Source organism: Confluentibacter citreus (assembly GCF_002807055.1).
Classification (GTDB): domain Bacteria; phylum Bacteroidota; class Bacteroidia; order Flavobacteriales; family Flavobacteriaceae; genus Confluentibacter; species Confluentibacter citreus.
On sequence record NZ_NIXN01000001.1, the window covers coordinates 783,371 to 806,674 of the forward strand.

Consider the following 23,304-nt stretch of genomic DNA (forward strand, 5'->3'; position numbering starts at 1 on the left):
TAAATTTTGATGTAAAGGTCGATAATAATTACAAAACTTAGGGCTTAATAAATTTAAAGTTTATCTATTTTTGTCTCTTCATTTTCACACGTAATTATGTTCCAATTAGGGAAAACAATCGTTTCAGAAGACATTATTAAAAAGGATTTTGTTTGCAATTTATCGGCATGCAAAGGAGCTTGTTGTGTTGACGGCGATGCGGGCGCGCCTTTAGAAGCAGAAGAAACTAAAATTTTACAGGATATTTACCCTAAAGTGAAACCATTTTTGCGTCAGGTAAGCATAGATGCTATTGAAGCCCAAGGTACTTTTATAATATCAGAGGATGGGGATTTTGAAACACCATTGCTTGATGGAGCAGATTGTGCTTATGTTATTTATGATGATAAGAACGTGGCGCTTTGTGCTATTGAAGAAGCTTATAACCAAGGAGAAATTAATTGGAAAAAACCGGTATCATGTCATTTATACCCCATTAGAGTCACAGATTACACAGAATTTTCGGCTGTAAATTATCATAAATGGGACATATGCGATGATGCTTGTACACTTGGGAAAGAGCTTCAAGTACCCGTTTACAAATTTGTAAAACAAGCACTCATTAGAAAATTTGGTGAAGACTGGTATATGGAATTGGAGAATATCGCCAAAAAGTTTGCTTAAAAAAACTTCCAAATTATTTTAACAGCGTTACATTTTTGTATAAAATTTTAATGCGGTTTGTTAAAATTAAGAATCCTTATTTTATGGTACTTAAGAGAGTTTTATAAAATTAAATTGCTGATATTCAACAGTTTAATTTTATGAGATATAACCGTCATTTTATGTGTTAGTGTAAAGATTTGTTAAAAACTTGTTGACAATGTTTATAACTATACCTTTCATTTTAACGCTCTTTTTTGAATCTTTGTTAATCCCAAGTCGGAACTAATTTTCGATTAAATTTTCACAAAAAACACACAAAGGAATGTCGCAGGCTATTGAACCCATTTTACAAGAAAACAAAGATCGTTTCGTTATTTTTCCAATTAAACATCATGATATCTGGGAATGGTATAAAAAACAAGAAGCCAGTATTTGGACAGCTGAAGAGATTGATTTGCACCAAGACCTATCAGATTGGAATACCAAACTAACAGATGATGAGCGTTATTTCATAAAACATGTGTTAGCTTTTTTTGCAGCCAGTGATGGTATTGTAAATGAAAATCTGGCAGAGAATTTTGTGTCTGAAGTACAATATACAGAGGCGAAATTCTTTTATGGCTTTCAAATCATGATGGAAAACATTCACTCAGAAGTATATTCATTGTTGATTGATACCTATGTAAAGGATGATAAAGAAAAAGATGAATTGTTTAAAGCCATTGAAGTGTTTCCAGCTATTAAAGAAAAAGCGGACTGGGCTTTAAAATGGATAGATTCGCCAAGTTTTGCGGAACGTTTAATTGCGTTTGCAGCGGTAGAAGGCATCTTTTTCTCAGGAAGTTTTTGCTCTATTTTTTGGCTTAAAAAGCGAGGTTTGTTACCAGGATTAACATTTTCAAACGAATTGATTTCCAGAGATGAAGGTTTACATTGCGATTTTGCTGTGCATCTTCATAATAACCATATAGTAAATAAAGTTTCGAAAGAACGTATTACAGAAATATTAACAAATGCCTTAGATATTGAGCGCATGTTTATTACCGAATCGCTTCCAGTAAGTTTAATAGGTATGAACGCTAAATTAATGACGCAATATTTAGAATTTGTAACCGATAGATTATTAGGGGAATTTGGTTGTGACAAAGTTTACAACTCCACCAATCCTTTTGATTTTATGGATATGATTTCATTACAAGGGAAAACTAACTTTTTCGAAAAACGAGTGTCTGAATATCAAAAAGCAGGTGTTCTTAATAAAGAAGAAGATAAAGACAAGTTTACCTTTGACGCCGATTTTTAATTGAACTCTATATTTTCAAAAGTTCAATTTTTTGAAAATTCAATTAGAATGATATTTCCATTAACAATGGAAAATTAATTAAGTTTTTATTAAGTATAAGTTTAAAAATAATCTGTTAATCGTTAGGTTTCAGAATTCGCTTTTAAACCTATAAAGTAACCAAAACCAACTAAGTTTTATCTAACTAACCACTAGAGCCCAAACTTGGAATACCTAATTAACCCATTTTCTGAAGGTGTGTCAGAAAACCTAAAAAACGTGTAAAGCAATGTATGTACTAAAAAGAGACGGAAGGAAAGAACAAGTCATGTTCGACAAAATTACAGCAAGAGTTAGAAAACTGTGCTATGGATTAAACGAACTTGTAGACCCATTAAAAGTAGCCATGCGCGTTATTGAAGGGTTATACGATGGTGTAACTACTAGCGAATTGGATAATCTTGCCGCAGAAATTGCTGCAACAATGACTACCGCACATCCAGATTATGCCCGTCTTGCTGCAAGAATTTCAGTTTCTAACTTACATAAAAACACTAAAAAGACTTTTAGTGAAGTGATGCACGATTTATATACCTACATAAATCCAAGAACAGGAAAAGAAGCACCTCTTTTAGCTGATGATGTATATGAAGTGATCATGGCAAACAAAGATGTTTTAGATTCTACCATCATCTACAATCGCGATTTTGGTTATGATTATTTCGGATTTAAAACCTTAGAACGTTCTTATCTTTTAAAATTAAATGGCAAAATTGCTGAACGTCCACAACACATGCTCATGCGTGTTGCTGTTGGGATTCATTTAAATGATATGGAATCGGTTATTGAGACGTATGAGCTCATGTCTAAAAAATACTTTACACACGCTACACCAACACTTTTTAACGCAGGTACACCAAAGCCACAAATGTCGTCTTGTTTCTTATTAACCATGAAAGAAGATAGTATAGATGGTATATACGATACATTAAAACAAACAGCTAAAATATCGCAATCTGCTGGAGGCATTGGGTTGGCAATTCATAATATACGTGCCACAGGAAGTTATATTGGAGGGACCAACGGAACCAGTAATGGTATTGTCCCCATGTTGCAAGTGTTTAACGATACAGCCCGTTATGTAGACCAAGGAGGCGGAAAACGTAAAGGAAGTTTTGCCATTTATATTGAAACTTGGCATGCAGATATTTTTCAGTTTTTAGAGTTGAAGAAAAACCATGGTAAAGAAGAAATGCGTGCACGCGATTTGTTTTACGCCATGTGGATTTCAGATTTATTTATGAAACGTGTGCAGGAAGATGGTCATTGGACCTTAATGTGCCCTAACGAATGCCCAGGTTTAGATGAAGTACATAGTGAAGCTTTTGAAACTTTATATATAAAATACGAAACCGAAGGTAAAGGACGTAAAACCATTAAAGCACGTGAATTGTGGGAGAAAATATTGGAATCCCAAATTGAAACTGGCACACCTTATATGTTGTATAAAGATGCAGCTAACCGTAAATCCAATCAACAGAATTTAGGAACCATTCGTTCGTCAAATTTATGTACAGAGATTTTGGAATACACGTCTCCAGATGAGGTTGCGGTATGTAATTTGGCATCCATTGCATTACCCATGTTTGTGAAAGGTGGTGAGTTTGATCATAAAGAACTGTTCCGCATCACAAAACGTGTTACCAAAAATTTAAATAGGGTTATCGATAGAAATTACTATCCGGTAAAAGAAGCCGAAAACTCCAATATACGCCACAGACCCATCGGTTTGGGTGTGCAGGGATTGGCAGATACGTTTATACAATTACGCATGCCATTTACCAGTGATGAGGCTAAAAAATTAAATCAGGATATTTTTGAGACCCTTTATTTTGCTGCTGTTACCGCAAGTATGGAAGAAGCCAAAGAAGATGGGCCTTACCAAACTTTTAAAGGGTCTCCAATAAGCAAAGGCCAATTCCAACATAATCTGTGGGGTTTAAAAGACGAGGAATTAAGCGGCAATTGGGATTGGGACAAATTACGTAAACAAGTCATGAAACACGGTGTGCGTAACTCGTTATTGGTAGCGCCTATGCCAACAGCCTCAACATCTCAAATTCTTGGAAATAATGAATGTTTTGAACCTTACACATCTAACATCTATACCCGTCGCGTTTTATCTGGCGAATTCATTATTGTTAATAAGCATTTATTGGAAGATTTAGTAGAATTAGGTCTTTGGGATGATAGTTTAAAACAAGAAATTATGCGTGCCAATGGTTCTGTACAAAATGTAGATATCATTCCTCAGCACATTAAAGAATTATATAAAACCGTTTGGGAATTAAGTATGAAAGACATTATTGATATGTCTCGCCAACGCGGTTATTTTATTGATCAATCGCAATCACTTAATTTATTTTTAGAAGGTGCTACCATGGCGAAATTAACGTCTATGCATTTTTATGCTTGGAAGAGCGGCTTAAAAACAGGTATGTACTATTTACGTACTAAGAGCGCTGTGGATGCTATTAAATTCACTTTAGATAAAGCTCAAAAGCTAGAGCCTAATGCCGAAGTAGAAGAAGTGATAGATGAAGCCCATTTAGCGCAACAAAAAAAGTTAGCCGTTAAAGCAGCGACCAAATTTGCCCAACAAAATACAGAAGTAGAACCCATGTCTGCCGAAGAAATGAGAGCCTTAATTGCCCAAGCTAAAGCCGCTGAAGGCGACGATTGCTTAATGTGTGGTTCTTAATTTATATTTAAGTGTTTAAAGTTAAAAAGCATCTCGAAAGGGATGCTTTTTTATTTCAAAAGATTATATTTATTTTTTTAATCTAAATAATATATTGTGGTATTTGAAAATTTTGCAGTAACTCCCGACTTGTATGCAAGTAAAGGAAGTCGGTTTATAAACTATATAATAGACTTAATATTTTTTATGGTGTTTGCCTTTGGAACATTATTCCTTTTAGCAACCTTGTTTTATGCATTTGCTGAAGATACTTCACTTATGGATAATTTTATTACTGGTCTAGAAAACATAAACCCACTATTAGATAGACTATTAACAGCGATGGTTCTGGCACTTCTTTATTTTTCAACTGAGACTTTATTGAAAGGAAGAACATTGGGTAAATACATTACAAAAACTAAAGTTGTACTCATTGATGGCACGAATCCCAATGCTTTGGATTATTTAAAAAGAAGCTTTTCTAGAGTCATACCTTTTGAAGCACTTTCATTTTTAGGCGCAGAAGGAAGAGGCTGGCATGATACCATATCTAAAACGTATGTTGTTGACATTCAAAAATACCAAGCTAAGCTAAAAGCCTACAACAGCTTAGAACAAATTGGTAAAAATGTGGAAAATGAATAGTTAACGGATTATTATTTATACTGGCATAAATAAGACGTTTGTTCAGATACTTTTACCTGAAATTTTTTATTGGCGCCAATTTGGTATGATTCTCCAGCTTTGTATATTGTCCATTCAGTGCTATCAGGTAATTTAACAATCATCTCTCCTTCAATAACAATCATGGTTTCGTGGGTTGAGGTTCCAAATTCATAATCTCCAGCTTCCATAACACCTATAGTAGATTTTCCTATTGAAGACACGTATCCTAAGGATTTAACGTTGCCACCAAAATATTCATTTATTGAAATCATATGTTTTATATTTTTTTTGCGAAAATAGAGAACTTAGCTGAAGTATTAAAAAATGAACGAAAAAATTATTGTTGAATGATATAAATTAAAAGGCACCTTAAGAAGGTGCCTTTTAATTGTATGCATTAATTAATTTTTAATTAGTAGAAGCCATCAAAGCAAAAAATTTGTCAATATTTGGAAGAATAACAATACGTGTTCTTCTGTTTTTCGACATGTTTTCTTTTGAGTCATTCTCAACAAGGGGCTGATAGCTACTTCTTCCCGCAGCAATCATTTTTTCAGGAGATACAGCAAATTTGTCTTGTAGTTTTCTTACCACTGATGTTGCTCTTAAAACACTTAAATCCCAATTGTCCGAAATACTTGCGGTGCTTATGGTTCTAGAATCAGTATGACCTTCAACCATAACTTCTAAACTAGGTTCAGAATTTATAACATCAGCCAATTTTTGAAGAATTGTATCGGCCTTAGAACTCAACTGGTAACTTCCTGTATTAAATAACATATTGTCTGCAATGGAAATCATTACAACTGTTTCATTTATATCAACAGCAATATCTTCATCTTCATTCATATTACTGGCTCTTATTGTTTTACCTAAATTATAGGCAATAGCCAAATTCATGGAATCTTTAAGTGTTTTCGCTTGACTTAATTTATTGGCGTCAACTTTTGTTAATGTTTCTCGCATTATTTTTTTGGAATCGTTCGACATGATTGCTGCATTGTCTCCAACAACTTCATATTTCGAATCGCTTTCTTCTTTTAATGACATAATTTTAGAATTATATTCATCTACACGAGCTTGAATGATATCAAATTTAGCTTCTAAATCTTCTTTAGCAACTCTGGTTTTTTGTAGTTCGCTTTTTATTTCCCCATTTTCTTGTTCCAATGCTACATATTTCTTTTTTGAAACACAAGAGCTTATAATGATTGCAAGTAATAAAATTGAAATTTTTTTCATAATTTTTATTGTTAAATATTAGATTCAATTTATTTACGGATATAAATAAGCTTTAGATGTTAAATTTTTTCAGAATACTTTATTTTATAAATTTTTATTTGGTATTTTGACTATGAAATTTATCGATGAACGGATTAAATAATCTAATAATGAATAACTTAAGGTAAATATTCACAATGACAATTAATTATATAAATCTGTAAATTTTAATTTAAAAAAAAGGGTCAGACTTCAAAGTCTGACCCTTTTTAGTAATTATTTTTATATTTTATTAAAGCTCTAAAGCTTTCTTGACATCATTATTCATCAATAATTCCGCAGGATTTTCTAAAGCTTCTTTAACGGCCACTAAAAAGCCTACACTTTCTTTACCGTCAATTATTCTATGGTCATAAGACAACGCTACGTACATAATTGGTCTTATTTCAACCTTACCATTAATAGCTACAGGTCTTTCAACAATATTGTGCATTCCTAAAATACCACTTTGAGGCGGATTAATAATTGGGGTTGAAAGCATACTACCAAATACCCCACCATTAGTAATAGTAAAAGTACCTCCAGTCATTTCATCAACGGTAATTTGACCATCTCTAGCTCGAAGGGCTAAACGTTTTACTTCAGATTCTACGCCTCTAAAACTTAAGTTTTCTGCATTTCGTATTACAGGTACCATTAATCCTTTTGGCCCTGAAACAGCAATACTGATATCGCAAAAATCATACGTAATCATTTCATTGCCACTAATCATTGAATTTACGGCAGGATACATTTTTAGAGCTCTAACTACAGCTAATGTAAAGAAACTCATGAAACCTAAACCAACATTATGCTTGGTTTTAAATGTTTCTTTATGTTCATCACGTAAAGCAAAAATAGGTGACATATCTACTTCATTGAAAGTAGTTAACATCGCTGTTGTATTTTTTGCTTCAACCAAGCGTTCTGCCACTTTACGACGTAGCATGGACATTTTAGTATTAATTGAGCCTCTGCTTCCTCCCGTAGGTGTTCCCATAGAAGGTACTGCACTAACAGCGTCTTCTTTAGTTACCCTACCATCTTTTCCTGTTCCAGATATGGAAGACGCACTCATGCCTTTTTCAGCTAGTATTTTCTTTGCTGCAGGACTTGCAGAACCTGTTGCATATGTTTTTGTTTCAGTAGCAGCAGGTTTTGGAGTCTCAACTTTTGGCGCTTCTTCTTTCTTTTCAACTTTTGGCGCATCACCTTCAGGTTTTGCGGCACTCGTATCAATTAAGCATACTACGGCGCCAACAGCAACTGCATCACCCTCTTCGGCCTTAAGTGTAATAATTCCACTAGCTTCTGCTGGAAGTTCAAGGGTTGCTTTATCGCTATCTACCTCGGCTATGGCTTGGTCTTTTTCTACATAATCCCCATCTTCTACAAGCCATGTAGCTATTTCCACTTCTTTAATGGATTCACCCGGCGAGGGCACTTTCATTTCTAAAATCATCTTTATAATTTTAATTATTTTACACTATGTCAAAAACAGCATTGATAACTGTTTGTTGTCTTCTTTTATCTCTTGTGCTAGATCCTGGAGCTGGTACTGAGCTATATGCTCTTGCTAAAACATCTAGTTTTACTAAAGTCATACGTTCTACCATATAGCTCCAAGCCCCCATGTTTCTAGGTTCTTCTTGCGCCCAAATGTATTTTTCAACATGAGGATATTTATTAATAACGTTTTGTATTTTATCCAAATGCAATGGAAATAATTGCTCTATTCTTATGAGCGCTATATCATTCCTTTCCAATTTTTCTCGCTGAGCTTCTAAATCATAATAGAATTTACCAGTACAGAACACTAATTTTTTCACATTTTCTGGCTCGATAACGTCATCAATGACTTCTTGAAACCTACCATTTGCCAAGTCATTTAAAGAAGAAACAGCTTTAGGAAGCCTTAATAAACTTTTTGGGGTGAAAACTATTAATGGTTTTCTATAATTGCGTTTCATTTGTCGGCGCAATAGATGGTAAATATTTGCTGGCGTTGTGCAATTTGCCACAAACATATTGTCGTTAGCACACAATTGTAAGTAACGTTCAATTCTGGCAGATGAATGCTCTGAACCCTGGCCTTCATAACCATGCGGTAATAAGACAACAATACCGTTTTGGGTCTTCCATTTGTCTTCTGCTGCCGATAAATATTGGTCGAAAATAATTTGGGCACCATTACTAAAATCACCAAATTGAGCTTCCCAAATGGTTAGCGTATTTGGATTTGCCATAGCATACCCATAATCAAAACCAAGAACAGCATATTCAGATAAAAGTGAATTGTAAATATCCATTTTACCTTTGTTCTGTGGATTGGTATTTAATAAGTTAATACGATCTTCTGATATTTCATCCCGTAAAATAGCATGACGGTGGCTAAACGTGCCACGCTCGACATCTTGTCCAGAAATACGCACATTAAAACCTTCTTCAAGCAAACTGCCATAAGCCAATGTTTCTCCCATACCCCAATCTAAAGTATCGGTTTCAAAAACCATACTCGCTCTCCCCTCTAGGATGCGTTCTGCTTTTTTAACAAATTTAACACCTTCTGGAACGGTTGAAACTACTTTAGCGATATTTTTTAATTTGTCTGCAGAATAGGTAGTGTCTTCACCCTCCAACATGGTAGCTAAACCGCTTCTGGTAAAGCCTTTCCATCGCTCTTGCATGAATTCCCTAACCTTTGAGGCATCTAATTCTTTTGCTTTGGTATACTCAGTTTCTAAGGTATTTTTGAACTCTTCATTGATGGCTTGAACATAAGCTTGATCAATAGTTTTTTCAGCAATTAATTTTGAAGAATATACCGAAAAAGGATCTGGGTGCTTTGCTATGGCTTTATATAAGTTGGGTTGAGTAAATCTAGGCTCGTCTCCTTCATTATGCCCATACTTTCTATAACCTAATAAATCTATATAAACGTCTTTTTTATAACGCATTCTATAGTCTAATGCCAATTCCACTGCATGTACAACGGCTTCAGCATCATCAGAGTTTACGTGTAGTACGGGTGATAGGGTTACTTTAGCAATATCGGTACAATAAGTGCTTGAACGGGCATCTAAATAATTGGTGGTAAAACCAATTTGATTATTTACAACAATGTGTATAGTTCCACCGGTTTTGTAGCCATTTAATTGGCTCATTTGAGCTATTTCATAAACAATTCCTTGTCCAGCAATAGCAGCATCACCATGAACTATAATTGGTAATATTTTAGAATTATCGCCATCATAATCGCTATCAATTTTTGCTCTTGTAATACCTTCGGCCACCGAAGCAACAGTTTCTAAATGCGATGGATTTGGAACCAAATTCATCTTGATGTTTTTTCCGTTTTGGTAGGTTTTATCGAGCGTTAATCCTAAATGGTATTTTACGTCACCATCAATATGCTCATCTTCAAAATCCTTACCATCAAATTCGCTAAAAAGCTCATGGGCAGGTTTTCTAAAAATATTTATGAGGGTGCTTAAACGTCCACGGTGTGCCATACCTAAAACACATTCCTTTACCTGATATTTTTCAACAGCATAAAAAAGTGTATTACTGATAGCTGGAATTAACGATTCGCCGCCTTCTAAAGAAAATCGTTTTTGACCAACATATTTGGTTTGCAAAAAGTTCTCAAAAGTGACTGCTTGGTTTAACTTAGAAAGAATGTATTTTTTCTTTTCTTCAGAAAAATTTGGCTGGTTGTCATTTAAGTTAAGTTTGTCTTGCCACCACTTAATCACATCTGGATTACGAAGGTACATATATTCGATACCTATAGAGCTACAATATATACGCTCTAGGTGATTAACAATTTCACGCAAAGTCTTGGTACCAATACCTAATATTTCTCCTGCATTAAAAGTAGTGTCTAAATCACTTGCTGTAAGTCCAAAGTTTTCAATATCTAACGTTGGTGTGTAGCTCCTTCTGTCACGAACGGGATTGGTTTTAGTGAATAAATGGCCGCGCATTCTGTACCCATCTATAAGTTTAACAACTTTGAATTCCTTTTCAATTTTTTCAGGAATTTGTGTTGATACACCTTCAACTATTTCACCAGTTAAGCCATAACTCTCACTCCCAAAGTCATAGCCTTGAAAAAAGGCTCTCCAACTTGGTTCAACAGAATCAGGGTTTTGTAAATATTGATCATATAAATCGGCAAAATAGGCCGTATGTGCTGCGTTTAGAAATGAAAATTTATCCATTATAATTAATAGTTCCGAAAAGGGTTTTCAAAATTTCGTCAAAAATACAACTTTTGCTAAAAATAGAAGTTTCTTTTAATATATTTATAAGACTTTTAAATTCCTTTTCATCAATAAGTTGACGATTTAGTTAATTTATTAAAAAATTACAATTGAATGAATAAAAAAATAATAATTCACAAAAAAGGAGTCTTTATTATTCTGCTTTTTTTCGGTTTTAATAATTTGGTTCAGTCTCAGCAGTCCAATGATTTTTGGAACCATGTTCGATTTGGAGGAGGTATTGGCTTGGGTTTTGGAGACGGTTTTTTTAGCGGAACCTTGGCCCCAAGCGCCATATATGAATTTAATGAAACCGTTGCTTTAGGTTTGGGATTAAATGGTACCATCAACAATAGAAAAGGCTTTTATAAATCCACAATTTATGGAGGTAGTTTAATTGGCCTTATGAATGTGATTCCAGTATTACAGTTTTCAGCCGAATTTGAAGAACTTAGAGTGAATAGAAAATATGATGCTTCTTTAAATCTTCAAGACGATAATTATTGGTCGCCCGCTTTATTTTTAGGGTTAGGTTATAGGAATGGCAATGTTACTTTTGGTATTAGATATGATGTTTTGTATGATGATGAAAGGAGTATTTATGCCGATCCTTGGATGCCATTTGTGAGGTTTTATTTTTAATTTCTTATTTTTTTGAAATCGTTCAATTCAGATGAATGCCTCCGTTTCAAGTAGATTAAATATGACAATTGTCATATTTAATCTACTTGCTGTTTATTAATTTTGTTACATTAAATAGGATAAAATTGTCTTATTTATAATTAATTGATATTTTATATATTAATACCAAACGAAAGCTAATAAAATGAAACAATCAAATTTTCTATTCGGGTTTTTTATAGCTGCTATGCTATTTTTAACATCTTGTTTCGATAAAAAAGAAACGGTTTCCGATAACGCAGCAGACATTCCTGTTAACAGAGAAATGCTTGCAGAATTAACCTCGCCGCCCCATGTACCAACGCCAGTTGGAAATAGAAAAGCGAAAAAACTCATCGTGAAGATGGAAATACTTGAGCAAGAAAGTGAAATGACCGATGGTGTAAAATATGTCTATTGGACATTTGGAGGTACTGTGCCGGGTAGCTTTATTAGAACCCGTGTAGGGGATGAAGTAGAGTTCCATTTACAAAATCATCCAGATAATAAATTGCCTCACAACATAGATTTACATGCTGTGACCGGTCCAGGTGGTGGTGCTGAGTCTTCCTTTGTTGCACCTGGTCATGAAAAGGTATTTTCGTTTAAAACCTTAAATCCTGGATTGTACGTCTACCATTGTGCTACGGCACCTGTTGGAATGCACATTGCAAACGGTATGTATGGTTTGATTTTAGTTGAGCCTGAAGGTGGTTTGCCACTAGTTGATAAAGAATACTATATCATGCAAGGTGATTTTTATACAAAAGGAGCTAATGGTGAACGCGGGTTGCAACCTTTCGATATGCAAAAAGCTATTGATGAAAAGGCCGATTACGTTGTTTTTAATGGAAAAGTGGGGGCGCTTACTGGAGATAATGCCATAACTGCCAATGTAGGTGAAACAGTTAGACTTTTTGTAGGTAACGGTGGCCCAGGATTGGTATCATCCTTCCATGTTATTGGAGAGATATTCGACAAGGTATATGTAGAAGGCGGGGATTTAATCAACGAAAACGTACAAACGACTTTAATTCCTGCTGGAGGTGCCGCTATCGTAGAATTTCGTGTAGATGTACCGGGAACATTTATTCTAGTGGACCACTCCATTTTTAGGGCATTCAACAAAGGTGCTTTAGGAATGTTGAAAGTAGAAGGAGAAGAAGATAAAAAAATATACTCTGGAGAAATCCGTGACGATATTTATTTACCGGAAGGCCCGGGTATTCAAACGATGCCAACCACAGATGAAATTGTAGCCTCTGAAGTTCCTGCCAAATCTTTTGAAGAACAAATGGAGTTTGGAAAACAAGCCTACATGCAAACCTGTTTTGCTTGTCACCAAGCCGAAGGACAAGGTGTTCCAAATGCCTTTCCGCCACTGGCAAAATCCGATTATTTAAATGCCGATGTGGATAGAGCCATAGGAGTTATACTTAACGGCCTAACAGGTGAAATTACTGTAAATGGACAGAAATACAACAGCGTTATGACGCGGCAATCGTTATCATCCGATGAAATTGCAAATGTATTAACCTATGTGTATAACAGTTGGGGTAACTCCAAAAAAGTGGTTACCAAAGCAATGGTAGATAAAGTGAAAAACAGTAAATAAGATGAAAAACCATGCCTTTAGAATTCTAATAGTTTTGTTAGTGCTTCAGCCTTTGCTTTTCGCACAATCTAAAGGCATGGTTTCTATTAAAGGGAGTCGCTACATACCGTTGTATGGAAGAGATGCTACCGTAGTTGAAGTAAAAGATTTTGAAATGGATATGTATCCTGTTACAAATGCAGACTATGTAAATTTTGTAAAACGATATCCTAAATGGCAAAAATCCAAAGGCATCAAATTGTTTGTGGATGGTAGCTATTTAACCAACTGGAAAAACGATTTAGAACTTAAAGATTCAGAAAAGCCAAATAGCCCTGTTACTTATGTGTCTTGGTTTGCTGCTAAAGATTATTGTGAATGCCAAGGAAAACGTTTGCCAACTGTTGACGAATGGGAATATGTTGCCATGGCAGATGAAACCACCAAAGATGCCCGCGTTAAGCCTTCATATAACGAACAGATTTTAGCTTGGTATGAAGCCCCGAGGTCCAATGAAAACAAAATTGGAATGAACCCAAAAAATGCTTGGGGCGTTTACGATTTGCACGGTTTGGTTTGGGAATGGACTTTAGATTTTAATTCGGTTTTAATAACAGGAGAATCTAGGAAAGACGTTGATAAAGACAGCAGTCTGTTTTGTGGCAGTGCTTCTGTGAATGCTACCGATTTAATGAATTATGCCGCTTTTATGCGTTATGCCATCCGTGGTAGTTTAAAAGCCAAGTATTCCATGAAAAACTTAGGATTTCGTTGTGTAAAAGATATAAATAAATTAAAATGAAAATATTAAAGCATATAGTATTTGTATTGCTAATTTTTGTAGCATTTCAAAGTTGTAATTCAGATAAAAAATCAAAAGAGAATATTACAGAAGTATATCAGTGCCCTATGCAATGTGAAGGCGATAATACGTATAGCGAAAAAGGAAGTTGCCCTGTTTGTAAAATGGACTTGGCTCTTGTTGAAAACAACTCAAAATTAGCTGAGGATGATCGTATTTCGGAAGAATCCATCTTCAATCTAACGTCAACTTGGCATAACGAAGAAGGGGAGGCTATTCAACTTAAAGATTTAAAAGGAAAGACTTTGGTAATGGTGATGATTTACACCTCATGCAAGGCAGCTTGCCCACGATTGGTTGCCGATATGCGGAACATTGAATCTCAAATTCCTGATGAAAAAATAAAAAACATTCAGTTTATTATGGTAAGTATCGATCCGGAAACCGACACCCCAGAAAAACTAAAAGCCTTTGCCAAGGAAAACTTCATGGACGACGCGCATTGGACTTTTTTGCAAGGTAGCGAAAGTGGTGTTCGTGAGTTTGCCAATGTGTTATCGGTTAAATACAAAGAAATTTCACCCATAGATTTTTCACATTCCAATATCATTTCCGTATTCAATCCGCAAGGTGAGTTAAAGCACCAACAAGAAGGGCTAGGGGTTGATAATAAAGAAACCATATCGGCTATTATGGAAGTAACACCTTAAAAGTTTTATTTCCAAAATTCATCATCTATCTTATCTACAAAATCGGTTTCCTGATGAATTTTTTCTATATCAACTAACTGCAATTCGGTTGCCACTTTTTGAATTTCTGGGAACAAAACACGTTCTTCAAATCGGATATGTGCATCCAGCACTTCTTCAATCTTACTTAAAGCCATTTCTATATTGTCATCTGCAAACAAACGCCTTAAAAGTTTATGGTCTGCTAATGCTTTTTTAATAAACTCATTATTTGGATCTAAAACCGAAAAAACATACTGTTCTTCCATTTCAAAATGCGGCGTTAAATGCGTTTTAAAAAACCAATCCGCATACATCTTGATGCGTTCTGGTGCTATATTTTTACTAAATCCAGCTCTAATTTTCCATGATAATAATAAACCATGGTGATGCTCTCTACTTAATGGTTGTAATGCTTTGTGACGTTTAAGTGGTTTTTGGGACATTTTCTTGAGTGTTTAAAATATTATAAATGAGGCATCCAACGCCTAAAGGCAATAACATACTGCATAAAAACAGTATTAAATAATAATTTGGTAGGAGGCCTATTCCAAAGTAAAAAAAGCCTCCTTGAATCAATAAAATAAGTTCTGTTAATACAAAACCTAAGATAAAGGCATACATTCCGAAAGTTAGTGTTTTAGAATGCTTTATCAAGCTGTTTTGTAATAAAAACGCAAATAAAAATCCAGAAATAACACCTAACATGGTTAAATGGATGAACCCAATGACGAAATTTCGATGTTGGTATGCTAAGTTTGAAACTTCAGGAATTAAAGATGCCGATTGCAACACAATCTTAAGGACAAAACAAACCAATGCAAACACATACATATACTTTGTAATAGTTGCTTGCGTTTGAAGCAGCTTTTTTAAAGGAGATTTTGCAATGATTACAAAATAAAATAAGGCTGTTAATTGACAGATCACGCCTATACCGTTAATCCATAATAAAACAGGATGTGGGGCAAACCAGTTTACTGGCATTGCAAAAGTCAGGATGGTTGAAATGATTAAAAATTTAAAAAATAACCTAAACTGTTTGGAATCTTGAAGCTGTAATTTATGAAAAAACACAGCAATAACAGCCAACAAAAACCATCCGTTGAATTGAAAATGTAAAAAGAACTGAATAGCTATTTGATAAAATGCCGATGCTTGCCCAAGCATAGCGACCGCAGGGCCTAAACACCAGACGCCAATAGTGGAAACTAACATGAAAGCTAATGCCATTTTAAGTAAACGACTTGTTCCCTTATGGTTGGTTTTATGGTGTTTGAAAATTAAATAGGCAAAATAGTAACTACAAAAAATATGCAAGGTTGAAAACGAAATGGAAACTGCTGCATACCCTTGAAAAGGAAAACTAATTAACATACCAACAACGGCCAATTGGGTTACCCAAAACAAACGATTATAAATAGGTTTTTTATTAGGGATAAAGTAGTGGACTATCAGCGTAAAAAGCATTAAATACACCCAGCCTAACATGGCAACATGTGAATGCGCATGCGTTAAATAACGATAGTTAAATTCAATTGGTTGAACAAAAACATAACGCAATAGTAACCCAAAAACCGCTGCTATGAAAAAGTTAAGCAAACACACTAAAACAAGTTTTTTAGGCATTCAAATCATTTTAAGTTAAACTTCAATATAACATAAAAATTCCGAAAGACACAAAAAGTAATCTTTCAGAATTTTTTTACTAACATACTAACTATGATAAATTTTGCTTACTATCTTTAATTAAATTGTTGTTCTAACTTGATAGCTTCAGGAAATAAAATATTATTTTCTAAATGAATATGTAAATGCAAGTCTTGCTCAAACTCGTTTAGCATGGCAAAGGTAACTTTATACGTGTTACAACCATCGGCTGGTGGTGTGTAGTTATTGGTTAGCTCTGCTATTTTCCTAAAACGATCTCCTTCATTTTCGTGTTCTTCCATCATCATGGCAATTGGGTTTTCAACTGTCCCAAAGGCTGGCGATGGCACAGCGCTATTTTCTAATTTTGCCTTTACCATTTTTTTAACAAACGGAAAAAGAATTAATTCTTCTTTCTTCATGTGTGACGCAAGTTCACCTGAACAACCTATGAATAACTCATTAATTTCAAATAATTCAGGGTGTCTTTCGCCATGGACTTTACACAACTTATCTAAAAACTGACGTAATATTGGGATTTTTTCTTCCACATATCGATGGTGTTTTTTTTCAATATACTCTGCCAATAAATCCAAAGGCCATGATTTATAATCAATCGCTTGGTCTGTTTTGGTGTTTAAGACGGCATGAAGTTTATCTAATAAATCGTTGGGGTTAATTCCATTTTTATTGCAGACCTCTTCAACGGTTCTGTCTCCTTTACAGCAAAAATCGATACCATAGGTATTAAATACTGCTGCGGTTCTAAAATCTTCGGCAACAAATTGCCCTATTTGTTTTTGGGTGTCTTTATGTAATGTTTGCATAATGTTGTTTATTTCGGATATTTTTATCCTATTTATATTGAAATTTTTTAAGCTTTTAAAAATGAAATACCTGATTTAATATCCATTGCAAGTTCTTCTAAGCTGGTATTTTCTAACATGTGTTTCAATTCGTTTCTTACGTCCTTAAACTTTTCGTGCACAGGGCAGGGGTGGTTTTCATCACATTTTTCTAGTCCTAAGCCGCATCCGTTGTAAATGTTATCACCATCAATCGCTTTTACAATTTGGGAAAGTTTAATGTATTTGAGTTCATTTTTGTTGACCTCAAAACCACCATAAGCACCTTTTACAGAATTAATAACTTTATGTCTTACCAAAGCCTGTAAAATTTTTGCTGTAAATGCCTGTGGGGAATTAATCTCCTTTGCTATTTCTTTTGGGCTAACGCGCTTTCCTTCATACGAATTTATCGCAATGAAAATAGACGCTTTAATACCATATTCGCATGCTTTTGAAAACATATTAATCAATTAATTCGATACAAATATAAGACATATTTTTAAATAGGACAAATTTATCTTATTTAATTTATTTGTACTTATTTTTAAGATAAACCTTTTGCCATTCACGCTTTAAAATTAAAAACGACACATCTTCCGATAGTTTAAGCGTGTCGTTACCATCTAAAGCTTTTATCTGTTTTTCAGACACATCAATAATGTAAAGTAAGTTCAAGTAATCGGTAAATTTTTCTTGTATAAGATTAAAGATGGTTTCGTGAAGTATCAATTTTAAACTTGTTGGCAAAACTTCTTCATGAAAATCTAAATCAATATTAGCTAATTTAAAATCTTTGTTAAGCTGAAAAATCAAGTTTTTGTATAAATTTAATTGATTGGCTTCAATAACCAAATCGTCAAATGTAGATGGCAATTGCATTATATAGTTCTATTCATTAATTGATTGCCAAATGCTTTTAAAAGTTCTTTTTTATCGTTGGAAATATTTAAAACATCTAAAACAGAAAAAGCCTTATTGGTATAATTTTTAATTTCTTTTTGAGTGGCTTCCGCCGATTTTGTTGTTAAAAATAACGTTTTAACCTGCTCAATTTTAAAAAGATTATCTATAGGTTTTTCATTAAATAATTTCAATAAATACTCTTTTTCAATAGTATTGGCAAACTCTAAAGATTTTAGATATAAATACGTTTTTTTATTTTCAATAATATCGCCACCAACTTGTTTACCAAACGTTTTTGGGTCACCAAATGCATCCAGATAATCATCTTGCAACTGAAAAGCAATTCCCAGATTTTTGCCGAATTCATAAATATGATCTTGATCATTTTCCGAAGCATTTGCAACAATTGCGCCCATTTTCATAGCAGCACCTACCAAAACAGCCGTTTTGTATTCAATCATTTTTAAATACTCTGGAATGGAAACATCATTTCTGGTTTCAAAATCCACATCATATTGTTGGCCTTCACAAACCTCTAAAGCTGTTTTTCCGAATAATTTTGCCAAAGCTTGAAATGTTTCTGGCTCATAATTTTCAAATAATTGATACGCCATAATCAACATAGCATCACCAGAAAGAATGCCTGTATTGATGTTCCATTTTTCATGCACTGTTTTTTGTCCGCGACGCAAAGGTGCATCATCCATAATATCATCATGTACCAAAGAGAAATTATGAAAAACCTCAATGCTTAAGGCTGCGCTTAATGCTTTTTTATAATCGCCATTAAAAATATCTGCAGTCATTAAGGTTAAAACTGGGCGTAAACGCTTGCCTCCTAATTGCAAAATGTAGTTTATAGGATTATATAGTGTAGCGGGTTCACGTTTTTTGGTAAAACCTTCTAAATGTGAAGTAAATGCCTCTTGATAAAATGTTACGTTCTGCATTTAGCAAAAATACATGAAAAGCCTTAATAATAGCAACCTAATTATAGTGGGAATAACAAAAATATATGACGACTTGCTTTAATTTTACAAATAATTTAAAGTAAAATACGGTTTCATTCGTCTTATACTACATGAGGCCACCTGAACCCTTTGCTATGTCCAAACAAGAAAAGGAACACATCATTTTGCATACCGTAAACAAGTATGGCGAAAAGCTTATGACTTTTATAAAACCGAAAGTTAAAAGTGCAGAAGATGCAGAGGATATTTTACAAGAAGTTTGGTTTCAACTTAGCAACCTTACCAATATATCGGACATAGTAAATATAAGCAATTGGTTGTTTTCGGTTACACGCAATAAGATAACCGATAACTACAGAAAAAAGAAAACAAAAAACTTGGAAGATTACACTTATGAAGACGACAATGAAACCTTAATTATTAAGGATATTCTGTTAATGGACTCGGAATCTACAGAACTAAAACTTTTTCAGGATGATATTTGGCAAGCGCTTTTAAACGCACTTGACGAACTTCCGGAAAAACAACGGATGGTATATGTTGAAAACGAGTTTAACAACAAAACACTTCAACAAATTGCCGATGACGAAGGAGAAAATATTAAAACCATTATTAGCAGGAAAACCTATGCCGTAAAACATTTACGGTTAAAACTTAAATTATTGTACGAAGACTTAAACAACGATTAAACAAAATATTATGAATCATAAATTCAGATCAAAAAGAAAATTCTTTTTTTTAGTTCCCATAGTCATTCTATTCGGACTCACCTTTATTGTGATGTGGCTTTGGAACGCCATATTGCCCGAAATCATTTATGTGAAACCCATAACCTATTGGCAAGCCATGGGGATTTTGGTATTAAGTAAAATACTATTTGGTGGTTTTTCAAAATGCGGAAATCATACACAAGGTCTACGCAAAATGCAGTTTATAAATAAAATAAAAAACATGTCGCCAGAAGAACGTGCGAAATTTAAAGAAGAGTGGAAATGCCGATTTAACAATAGGAATAAATGCTAAAAAGCACAATATAAAACACCTTAAACCCATTTTAGTTTCTTAAATGAATGTTTCGAAATAGTTATATTTTTTTAAAACTTTGGAAACTTTTTTGGTTTTTAAAGTTTCCTGTTGTAGTTTTGTGCCTTCAAAAATGAGAGAACAAATTATACATACTGCTGCAGAACTCTTTTTAACCCTTGGTTTTAAAAGTGTTACCATGGATGATATTGCCAATGAAATGGGGATATCCAAAAAAACCATTTACGTACATTTTGCTAATAAGACAAAACTTGTTGAGGCCGTAACATTCGAGCTTTTCGGTCGTATATGTGAAGGGATTGATGGTATTTGCAATGCTTCAATAAATCCCATTGAACAATTGTACGATATAAAAATGTTCGTTATGCATCATTTAAAAAACGAAAAATCGTCACCTCAATACCAACTTAAAAAATACTATCCCCAAATATATGAGCTTTTAAAGATTAAGCAGTTTGAGAAAATGCACGATTCTGTAAAACAAAGTTTACAAAATGGTATTGATACAGAGTTATTTAGGACAAATATAAATACAGATTTTATTTCAAGAATGTACTTTAATGGGATGACGGGAATAAAAGATGATACCATTTTCCCCCAAAATATTTTCACCATGGATTATTTAATGGAAAGTTATCTAGAATACCATTTAAGAGCCATTGTGACTGACAAAGGCTTACAAATATTAAACAAGTTTATAACATCAAATCAATCATAAAACATGAAGCAAAAACTAATTTTAATTTTTAGTTTATTAATGTCAACAGTAATAATGGCTCAAGAAAATCCACAAAGTTTTTCTTTGGAAGAAGCTATTAATTACGGTTTGGAACATAATAGAACCATAAAAAACGCCGCCTTGGATATACAGGCTGCAGAAAAACAAAAATGGGAAACCATAGCTACAGGTTTGCCACAAATAAGTGGGAATGCTAGTTATCAAGATTTTTTAAAGCTACAAACGCAAGTGGTGCCTGCCGAGGCATTTGGAGGCCCTGCTGGTGAGTATGCCGCCATTAATTTTGGAATAAAGCAAAACTTTAATGCGACAGCGACATTAGACCAATTGTTGTTTGATGGATCTTATCTCGTTGGCCTACAATCCACAAAAGTTTTTTTGGAAATATCAAAAAACGCCAAAGAGAAAACAGATTTAGAGGTCAGAAAATCCATTATAAATGCGTATGGTAATGTGTTACTCACTATCGAAAGTGAAAACATTTTACAACGAAATGTAGAGGTGTTAAAAAATAACCTCAAAGAGATTACCGCCATTTTTGAAAATGGTTTAGAGGAGGAAGAAAGCGTAGAGCAATTACAAATAACCTTATCTGGTGTAGAAAGTAATTTAAACAATATAAAACGCTTAAAAAGAATAGCTTACCAAATGCTAAATATTGCTTTAGGCTTGGATATTAATTCTCAAATAAACCTGACGGATAATCTAGAAAGTTTAACCCTGAAACACATGAATTTGGACTTATTAAATGCCGAAGAATCTGTCGACAATAATGTGGATTACAAAATTGCTTTGAATGATAAAACATCTAAGGAACTACTTGTGAAATTAGAGAAAAGTAAAGCTCTTCCAACATTAAGCGCTTCACTTTCAGGGGGATATTTATCGTATAGCGATACATTCAGTTTTTTTGACAGTGACCAACCTTACTATGGTTTCGGAGTTTTTGGTCTTAATATGAGCATCCCCATTTTTAGCTCTGGATTAAGAAGTGCTTCCACTCAACGCGCTAAAATAAATCTTGAAAAATCTAAAGAGAATTTAACCCAAACCGAGCAAAATCTAAAACTTGAAATCGCAGCTTCAAAAAGCGATTATCAATTGTCCATTGAAGAATATGAAAACAAAAAAGAAAACTTGCAATTGGCTGAACGTATTGAAAGTAAAAACCAAACCAAATTTTTCGAAGGTGTCACCTCTAGTTTTGATCTCCGACAAGCACAAATTCAACTATACAGTTCTCAACAAGAATATTTACAAGCCATGCTGGATGTCATCAACAAAAAAGCAGAATTAGAAACCGTTTTAAACGCAACAAACAATTAATCAACAATAAAATCACAATCATGAAACATATCATATATATTCTATTGTTTTCTTTAATAATGACCTCTTGTGGTGATAAAAAAGAAACTGCTGCCGACGTCATAGCGACCAATGACGAAGCTAAAATTAAGGCTAAAAGAGAAACTCTTGTAAACGAGCAACACGCTTTGTTACAAGAAATAAAATTGCTTGAAGATAAAATTCACGAGCTAGATCCAGAAAAAAACTTGCCTTTGGTAACGACATTTACTTCAAAAGCAGAACTTTTCGACCATTATTTAGAACTTCAAGGAAATGTAGATACCAAACAAAATATCGTCATATATCCAGAAACACAAGGTATTTTAACTAAAGTCTATGTAAAGGAAGGCGATAAAGTTGCAAAAGGACAATTATTGGCTACCATTGATGATGGCGGATTGAGTCAGCAATTGGCGCAGCTTCAAATTCAATCAGACCTTGCAAAAACAACGTTCGAACGTCAAAAACGTTTATGGGATCAAAAAATCGGTAGTGAAATTCAGTATTTACAAGCGAAATCAAATTACGAATCGCAACAACAAACCGTTAATCAGTTAAAGAGTCAGTTGGCAAAAAACTCTTTAAGAGCTCAGTTTTCTGGAATTGTAGATGATGTGATGATACAACAAGGTAGTGTAGTAGCACCACAATCGCCAGTGATGCGTATGGTGAATTTAGACGATATGTATATTGAAACCGATGTTCCAGAAAGTTATATAAGGGATGTTGTTGTTGGTAAAAACGTTCAAATTGATTTTCCTGTTTTAGGGAAAACCATACAAGGCAAAATCAGGCAAGCAGGGAATTTTATCAATCCAGCCAATAGAACATTTAGAATTGAAGTGGCTGTTCCTAATGCGGATAAGATGATTAAGCCAAATCTTACAGCAAAGCTTAAAATAAATGATTACACAAACCCAAAAGCTATTTTAATACCACAAAACATTATTTCTGAAAATGCAGATGGTGAGCAGTATATCTATGTTGTAAAAGACAAAGATGCTAACAATGCTACCGCACAGAGAGTTATTATAGAAACAGGAAAAACACAAGGCGATTTTATAGAAGTAATTAGTGGCATTGAGGATAATTCAGAAATCATTAAAGAAGGTGCCCGAAGTGTTAAAGATGGCCAAATCGTTAAAATTGCCAATCAATAA

Annotated in this window: 23 protein-coding genes; 13 read left to right on the forward strand and 10 right to left on the reverse strand. The window is 34.0% G+C overall.

The genetic code is table 11. The features are described from left to right. Positions 1 to 96: 96 nt before the first annotated feature. The 4 genes from CDH49_RS03430 (at position 97) to CDH49_RS03445 (ending at position 5,312) form a co-directional block, all read left to right on the forward strand. Positions 97 to 663, forward strand: coding sequence for a DUF3109 family protein (locus tag CDH49_RS03430; protein WP_100613943.1), 567 nt, complete (start codon positions 97 to 99; stop codon positions 661 to 663). A gap of 304 nt (positions 664 to 967) precedes the next feature. Next, a complete protein-coding gene (locus tag CDH49_RS03435; RefSeq protein ID WP_100613945.1) occupies positions 968 to 1,948 on the forward strand; it encodes a ribonucleotide-diphosphate reductase subunit beta in 981 nt (326 codons plus the stop codon). A 268-nt stretch (positions 1,949 to 2,216) separates the two neighbouring features. After that, positions 2,217 to 4,688, forward strand: a complete 2,472-nt coding sequence (locus tag CDH49_RS03440) for a ribonucleoside-diphosphate reductase subunit alpha (protein ID WP_100613947.1) — start codon at positions 2,217 to 2,219, stop codon at positions 4,686 to 4,688. A gap of 96 nt (positions 4,689 to 4,784) precedes the next feature. After that, on the forward strand, positions 4,785 to 5,312 hold the full coding sequence (locus CDH49_RS03445; protein ID WP_157805271.1) for an RDD family protein: 528 nt from the start codon (positions 4,785 to 4,787) through the stop codon (positions 5,310 to 5,312). 11 nt (positions 5,313 to 5,323) lie between these two features. Here the strand turns inward: CDH49_RS03445 and ppnP are convergent, their stop codons facing one another. The 4 genes from ppnP to CDH49_RS03465 form a co-directional block, all read right to left on the reverse strand. Beyond that, positions 5,324 to 5,605: a pyrimidine/purine nucleoside phosphorylase gene (ppnP, locus tag CDH49_RS03450; protein ID WP_100613951.1), complete on the reverse strand. Its 282-nt coding sequence runs from the start codon at positions 5,603 to 5,605 to the stop codon at positions 5,324 to 5,326. 136 nt (positions 5,606 to 5,741) lie between these two features. Then, entirely contained in the window at positions 5,742 to 6,575 is an 834-nt protein-coding gene (locus CDH49_RS03455) for an OmpA/MotB family protein (RefSeq protein WP_100613953.1), read from the reverse strand. 271 nt (positions 6,576 to 6,846) lie between these two features. Then, positions 6,847 to 8,055 (reverse strand): 2-oxoglutarate dehydrogenase complex dihydrolipoyllysine-residue succinyltransferase, encoded by a 1,209-nt coding sequence (gene odhB, locus CDH49_RS03460; RefSeq protein ID WP_100613955.1) that lies wholly within the window; start codon positions 8,053 to 8,055, stop codon positions 6,847 to 6,849. 19 nt (positions 8,056 to 8,074) lie between these two features. Then, on the reverse strand, positions 8,075 to 10,816 hold the full coding sequence (locus CDH49_RS03465; RefSeq protein WP_100613956.1) for a 2-oxoglutarate dehydrogenase E1 component: 2,742 nt from the start codon (positions 10,814 to 10,816) through the stop codon (positions 8,075 to 8,077). 156 nt (positions 10,817 to 10,972) lie between these two features. Between CDH49_RS03465 and CDH49_RS03470 the strand changes: the two genes are divergently transcribed. The 4 genes from CDH49_RS03470 (at position 10,973) to CDH49_RS03485 (ending at position 14,624) form a co-directional block, all read left to right on the forward strand. Beyond that, a complete protein-coding gene (locus CDH49_RS03470) occupies positions 10,973 to 11,500 on the forward strand; it encodes an alpha-ketoglutarate decarboxylase (protein ID WP_100613958.1) in 528 nt (175 codons plus the stop codon). A 184-nt stretch (positions 11,501 to 11,684) separates the two neighbouring features. Further along, on the forward strand, positions 11,685 to 13,133 hold the full coding sequence (gene nirK / locus CDH49_RS03475) for a copper-containing nitrite reductase (RefSeq protein ID WP_100613960.1): 1,449 nt from the start codon (positions 11,685 to 11,687) through the stop codon (positions 13,131 to 13,133). A gap of 1 nt (position 13,134) precedes the next feature. Next, entirely contained in the window at positions 13,135 to 13,914 is a 780-nt protein-coding gene (locus CDH49_RS03480; RefSeq protein ID WP_100613961.1) for a formylglycine-generating enzyme family protein, read from the forward strand. After that, positions 13,911 to 14,624, forward strand: a complete 714-nt coding sequence (locus CDH49_RS03485; RefSeq protein ID WP_100613963.1) for an SCO family protein — start codon at positions 13,911 to 13,913, stop codon at positions 14,622 to 14,624. Before CDH49_RS03480 ends, CDH49_RS03485 begins: the two co-directional genes overlap by 4 nt. 5 nt (positions 14,625 to 14,629) lie before the next feature. Here CDH49_RS03485 and CDH49_RS03490 read toward each other — a convergent pair whose 3' ends face one another. The 6 genes from CDH49_RS03490 to CDH49_RS03515 all read right to left on the reverse strand — a co-directional run bounded on the left by CDH49_RS03490 (position 14,630) and on the right by CDH49_RS03515 (position 18,993). Then, the gene (locus tag CDH49_RS03490) at positions 14,630 to 15,088 is read right to left on the reverse strand and encodes a hemerythrin domain-containing protein (protein WP_100613964.1); all 459 of its coding nucleotides are present in this window, start codon (positions 15,086 to 15,088) and stop codon (positions 14,630 to 14,632) included. After that, positions 15,069 to 16,271: a hypothetical protein gene (locus CDH49_RS03495; protein WP_100613966.1), complete on the reverse strand. Its 1,203-nt coding sequence runs from the start codon at positions 16,269 to 16,271 to the stop codon at positions 15,069 to 15,071. The genes CDH49_RS03490 and CDH49_RS03495 overlap by 20 nt, the downstream gene beginning before the upstream one ends. 116 nt (positions 16,272 to 16,387) lie before the next feature. Then, positions 16,388 to 17,119 (reverse strand): iron-sulfur cluster repair di-iron protein, encoded by a 732-nt coding sequence (gene ric / locus CDH49_RS03500; protein WP_100613968.1) that lies wholly within the window; start codon positions 17,117 to 17,119, stop codon positions 16,388 to 16,390. Positions 17,120 to 17,166: 47 nt separating this feature from the next. Further along, positions 17,167 to 17,601 (reverse strand): RrF2 family transcriptional regulator, encoded by a 435-nt coding sequence (locus tag CDH49_RS03505; RefSeq protein ID WP_100613969.1) that lies wholly within the window; start codon positions 17,599 to 17,601, stop codon positions 17,167 to 17,169. A gap of 67 nt (positions 17,602 to 17,668) precedes the next feature. Next, entirely contained in the window at positions 17,669 to 18,019 is a 351-nt protein-coding gene (locus CDH49_RS03510) for a hypothetical protein (RefSeq protein WP_100613971.1), read from the reverse strand. After that, a complete protein-coding gene (locus CDH49_RS03515; RefSeq protein WP_100613973.1) occupies positions 18,019 to 18,993 on the reverse strand; it encodes a polyprenyl synthetase family protein in 975 nt (324 codons plus the stop codon). The genes CDH49_RS03510 and CDH49_RS03515 overlap by 1 nt, the downstream gene beginning before the upstream one ends. Positions 18,994 to 19,148: 155 nt before the next feature. On the opposite strand from CDH49_RS03515, the gene CDH49_RS03520 reads away from it, so the two are divergent. The 5 genes from CDH49_RS03520 to CDH49_RS03540 all read left to right on the forward strand — a co-directional run bounded on the left by CDH49_RS03520 (position 19,149) and on the right by CDH49_RS03540 (position 23,304). Then, a complete protein-coding gene (locus CDH49_RS03520; protein ID WP_100614477.1) occupies positions 19,149 to 19,703 on the forward strand; it encodes an RNA polymerase sigma factor in 555 nt (184 codons plus the stop codon). 10 nt (positions 19,704 to 19,713) lie between these two features. After that, the gene (locus tag CDH49_RS03525) at positions 19,714 to 20,037 is read left to right on the forward strand and encodes a hypothetical protein (protein ID WP_100613975.1); all 324 of its coding nucleotides are present in this window, start codon (positions 19,714 to 19,716) and stop codon (positions 20,035 to 20,037) included. Between the two features lie 133 nt (positions 20,038 to 20,170). Continuing rightward, positions 20,171 to 20,776, forward strand: coding sequence for a TetR/AcrR family transcriptional regulator (locus CDH49_RS03530; protein ID WP_100613977.1), 606 nt, complete (start codon positions 20,171 to 20,173; stop codon positions 20,774 to 20,776). A 39-nt stretch (positions 20,777 to 20,815) separates the two neighbouring features. Continuing rightward, positions 20,816 to 22,123 (forward strand): TolC family protein, encoded by a 1,308-nt coding sequence (locus CDH49_RS03535; RefSeq protein ID WP_239970564.1) that lies wholly within the window; start codon positions 20,816 to 20,818, stop codon positions 22,121 to 22,123. Positions 22,124 to 22,143: 20 nt separating this feature from the next. Then, the gene (locus tag CDH49_RS03540) at positions 22,144 to 23,304 is read left to right on the forward strand and encodes an efflux RND transporter periplasmic adaptor subunit (protein ID WP_100613980.1); all 1,161 of its coding nucleotides are present in this window, start codon (positions 22,144 to 22,146) and stop codon (positions 23,302 to 23,304) included.

What these genes read in the sequence shown, in the direction of transcription:
- CDH49_RS03430 (WP_100613943.1), top strand. Translation starts at nt 97, where the DNA reads ATGTTCCAATTAGGGAAAACAATCGTTTCAGAAGACATTATTAAAAAG.
- CDH49_RS03435 (WP_100613945.1), top strand. Translation starts at nt 968, where the DNA reads ATGTCGCAGGCTATTGAACCCATTTTACAAGAAAACAAAGATCGTTTC.
- CDH49_RS03440 (WP_100613947.1), top strand. Translation starts at nt 2,217, where the DNA reads ATGTATGTACTAAAAAGAGACGGAAGGAAAGAACAAGTCATGTTCGAC.
- ppnP (WP_100613951.1), bottom strand. Translation starts at nt 5,605, where the DNA reads ATGATTTCAATAAATGAATATTTTGGTGGCAACGTTAAATCCTTAGGA.
- CDH49_RS03455 (WP_100613953.1), bottom strand. Translation starts at nt 6,575, where the DNA reads ATGAAAAAAATTTCAATTTTATTACTTGCAATCATTATAAGCTCTTGT.
- odhB (WP_100613955.1), bottom strand. Translation starts at nt 8,055, where the DNA reads ATGATTTTAGAAATGAAAGTGCCCTCGCCGGGTGAATCCATTAAAGAA.
- CDH49_RS03465 (WP_100613956.1), bottom strand. Translation starts at nt 10,816, where the DNA reads ATGGATAAATTTTCATTTCTAAACGCAGCACATACGGCCTATTTTGCC.
- CDH49_RS03470 (WP_100613958.1), top strand. Translation starts at nt 10,973, where the DNA reads ATGAATAAAAAAATAATAATTCACAAAAAAGGAGTCTTTATTATTCTG.
- nirK (WP_100613960.1), top strand. Translation starts at nt 11,685, where the DNA reads ATGAAACAATCAAATTTTCTATTCGGGTTTTTTATAGCTGCTATGCTA.
- CDH49_RS03480 (WP_100613961.1), top strand. Translation starts at nt 13,135, where the DNA reads ATGAAAAACCATGCCTTTAGAATTCTAATAGTTTTGTTAGTGCTTCAG.
- CDH49_RS03485 (WP_100613963.1), top strand. Translation starts at nt 13,911, where the DNA reads ATGAAAATATTAAAGCATATAGTATTTGTATTGCTAATTTTTGTAGCA.
- CDH49_RS03490 (WP_100613964.1), bottom strand. Translation starts at nt 15,088, where the DNA reads ATGTCCCAAAAACCACTTAAACGTCACAAAGCATTACAACCATTAAGT.
- CDH49_RS03495 (WP_100613966.1), bottom strand. Translation starts at nt 16,271, where the DNA reads ATGCCTAAAAAACTTGTTTTAGTGTGTTTGCTTAACTTTTTCATAGCA.
- ric (WP_100613968.1), bottom strand. Translation starts at nt 17,119, where the DNA reads ATGCAAACATTACATAAAGACACCCAAAAACAAATAGGGCAATTTGTT.
- CDH49_RS03505 (WP_100613969.1), bottom strand. Translation starts at nt 17,601, where the DNA reads ATGTTTTCAAAAGCATGCGAATATGGTATTAAAGCGTCTATTTTCATT.
- CDH49_RS03510 (WP_100613971.1), bottom strand. Translation starts at nt 18,019, where the DNA reads ATGCAATTGCCATCTACATTTGACGATTTGGTTATTGAAGCCAATCAA.
- CDH49_RS03515 (WP_100613973.1), bottom strand. Translation starts at nt 18,993, where the DNA reads ATGCAGAACGTAACATTTTATCAAGAGGCATTTACTTCACATTTAGAA.
- CDH49_RS03520 (WP_100614477.1), top strand. Translation starts at nt 19,149, where the DNA reads ATGTCCAAACAAGAAAAGGAACACATCATTTTGCATACCGTAAACAAG.
- CDH49_RS03525 (WP_100613975.1), top strand. Translation starts at nt 19,714, where the DNA reads ATGAATCATAAATTCAGATCAAAAAGAAAATTCTTTTTTTTAGTTCCC.
- CDH49_RS03530 (WP_100613977.1), top strand. Translation starts at nt 20,171, where the DNA reads ATGAGAGAACAAATTATACATACTGCTGCAGAACTCTTTTTAACCCTT.
- CDH49_RS03535 (WP_239970564.1), top strand. Translation starts at nt 20,816, where the DNA reads ATGTCAACAGTAATAATGGCTCAAGAAAATCCACAAAGTTTTTCTTTG.
- CDH49_RS03540 (WP_100613980.1), top strand. Translation starts at nt 22,144, where the DNA reads ATGAAACATATCATATATATTCTATTGTTTTCTTTAATAATGACCTCT.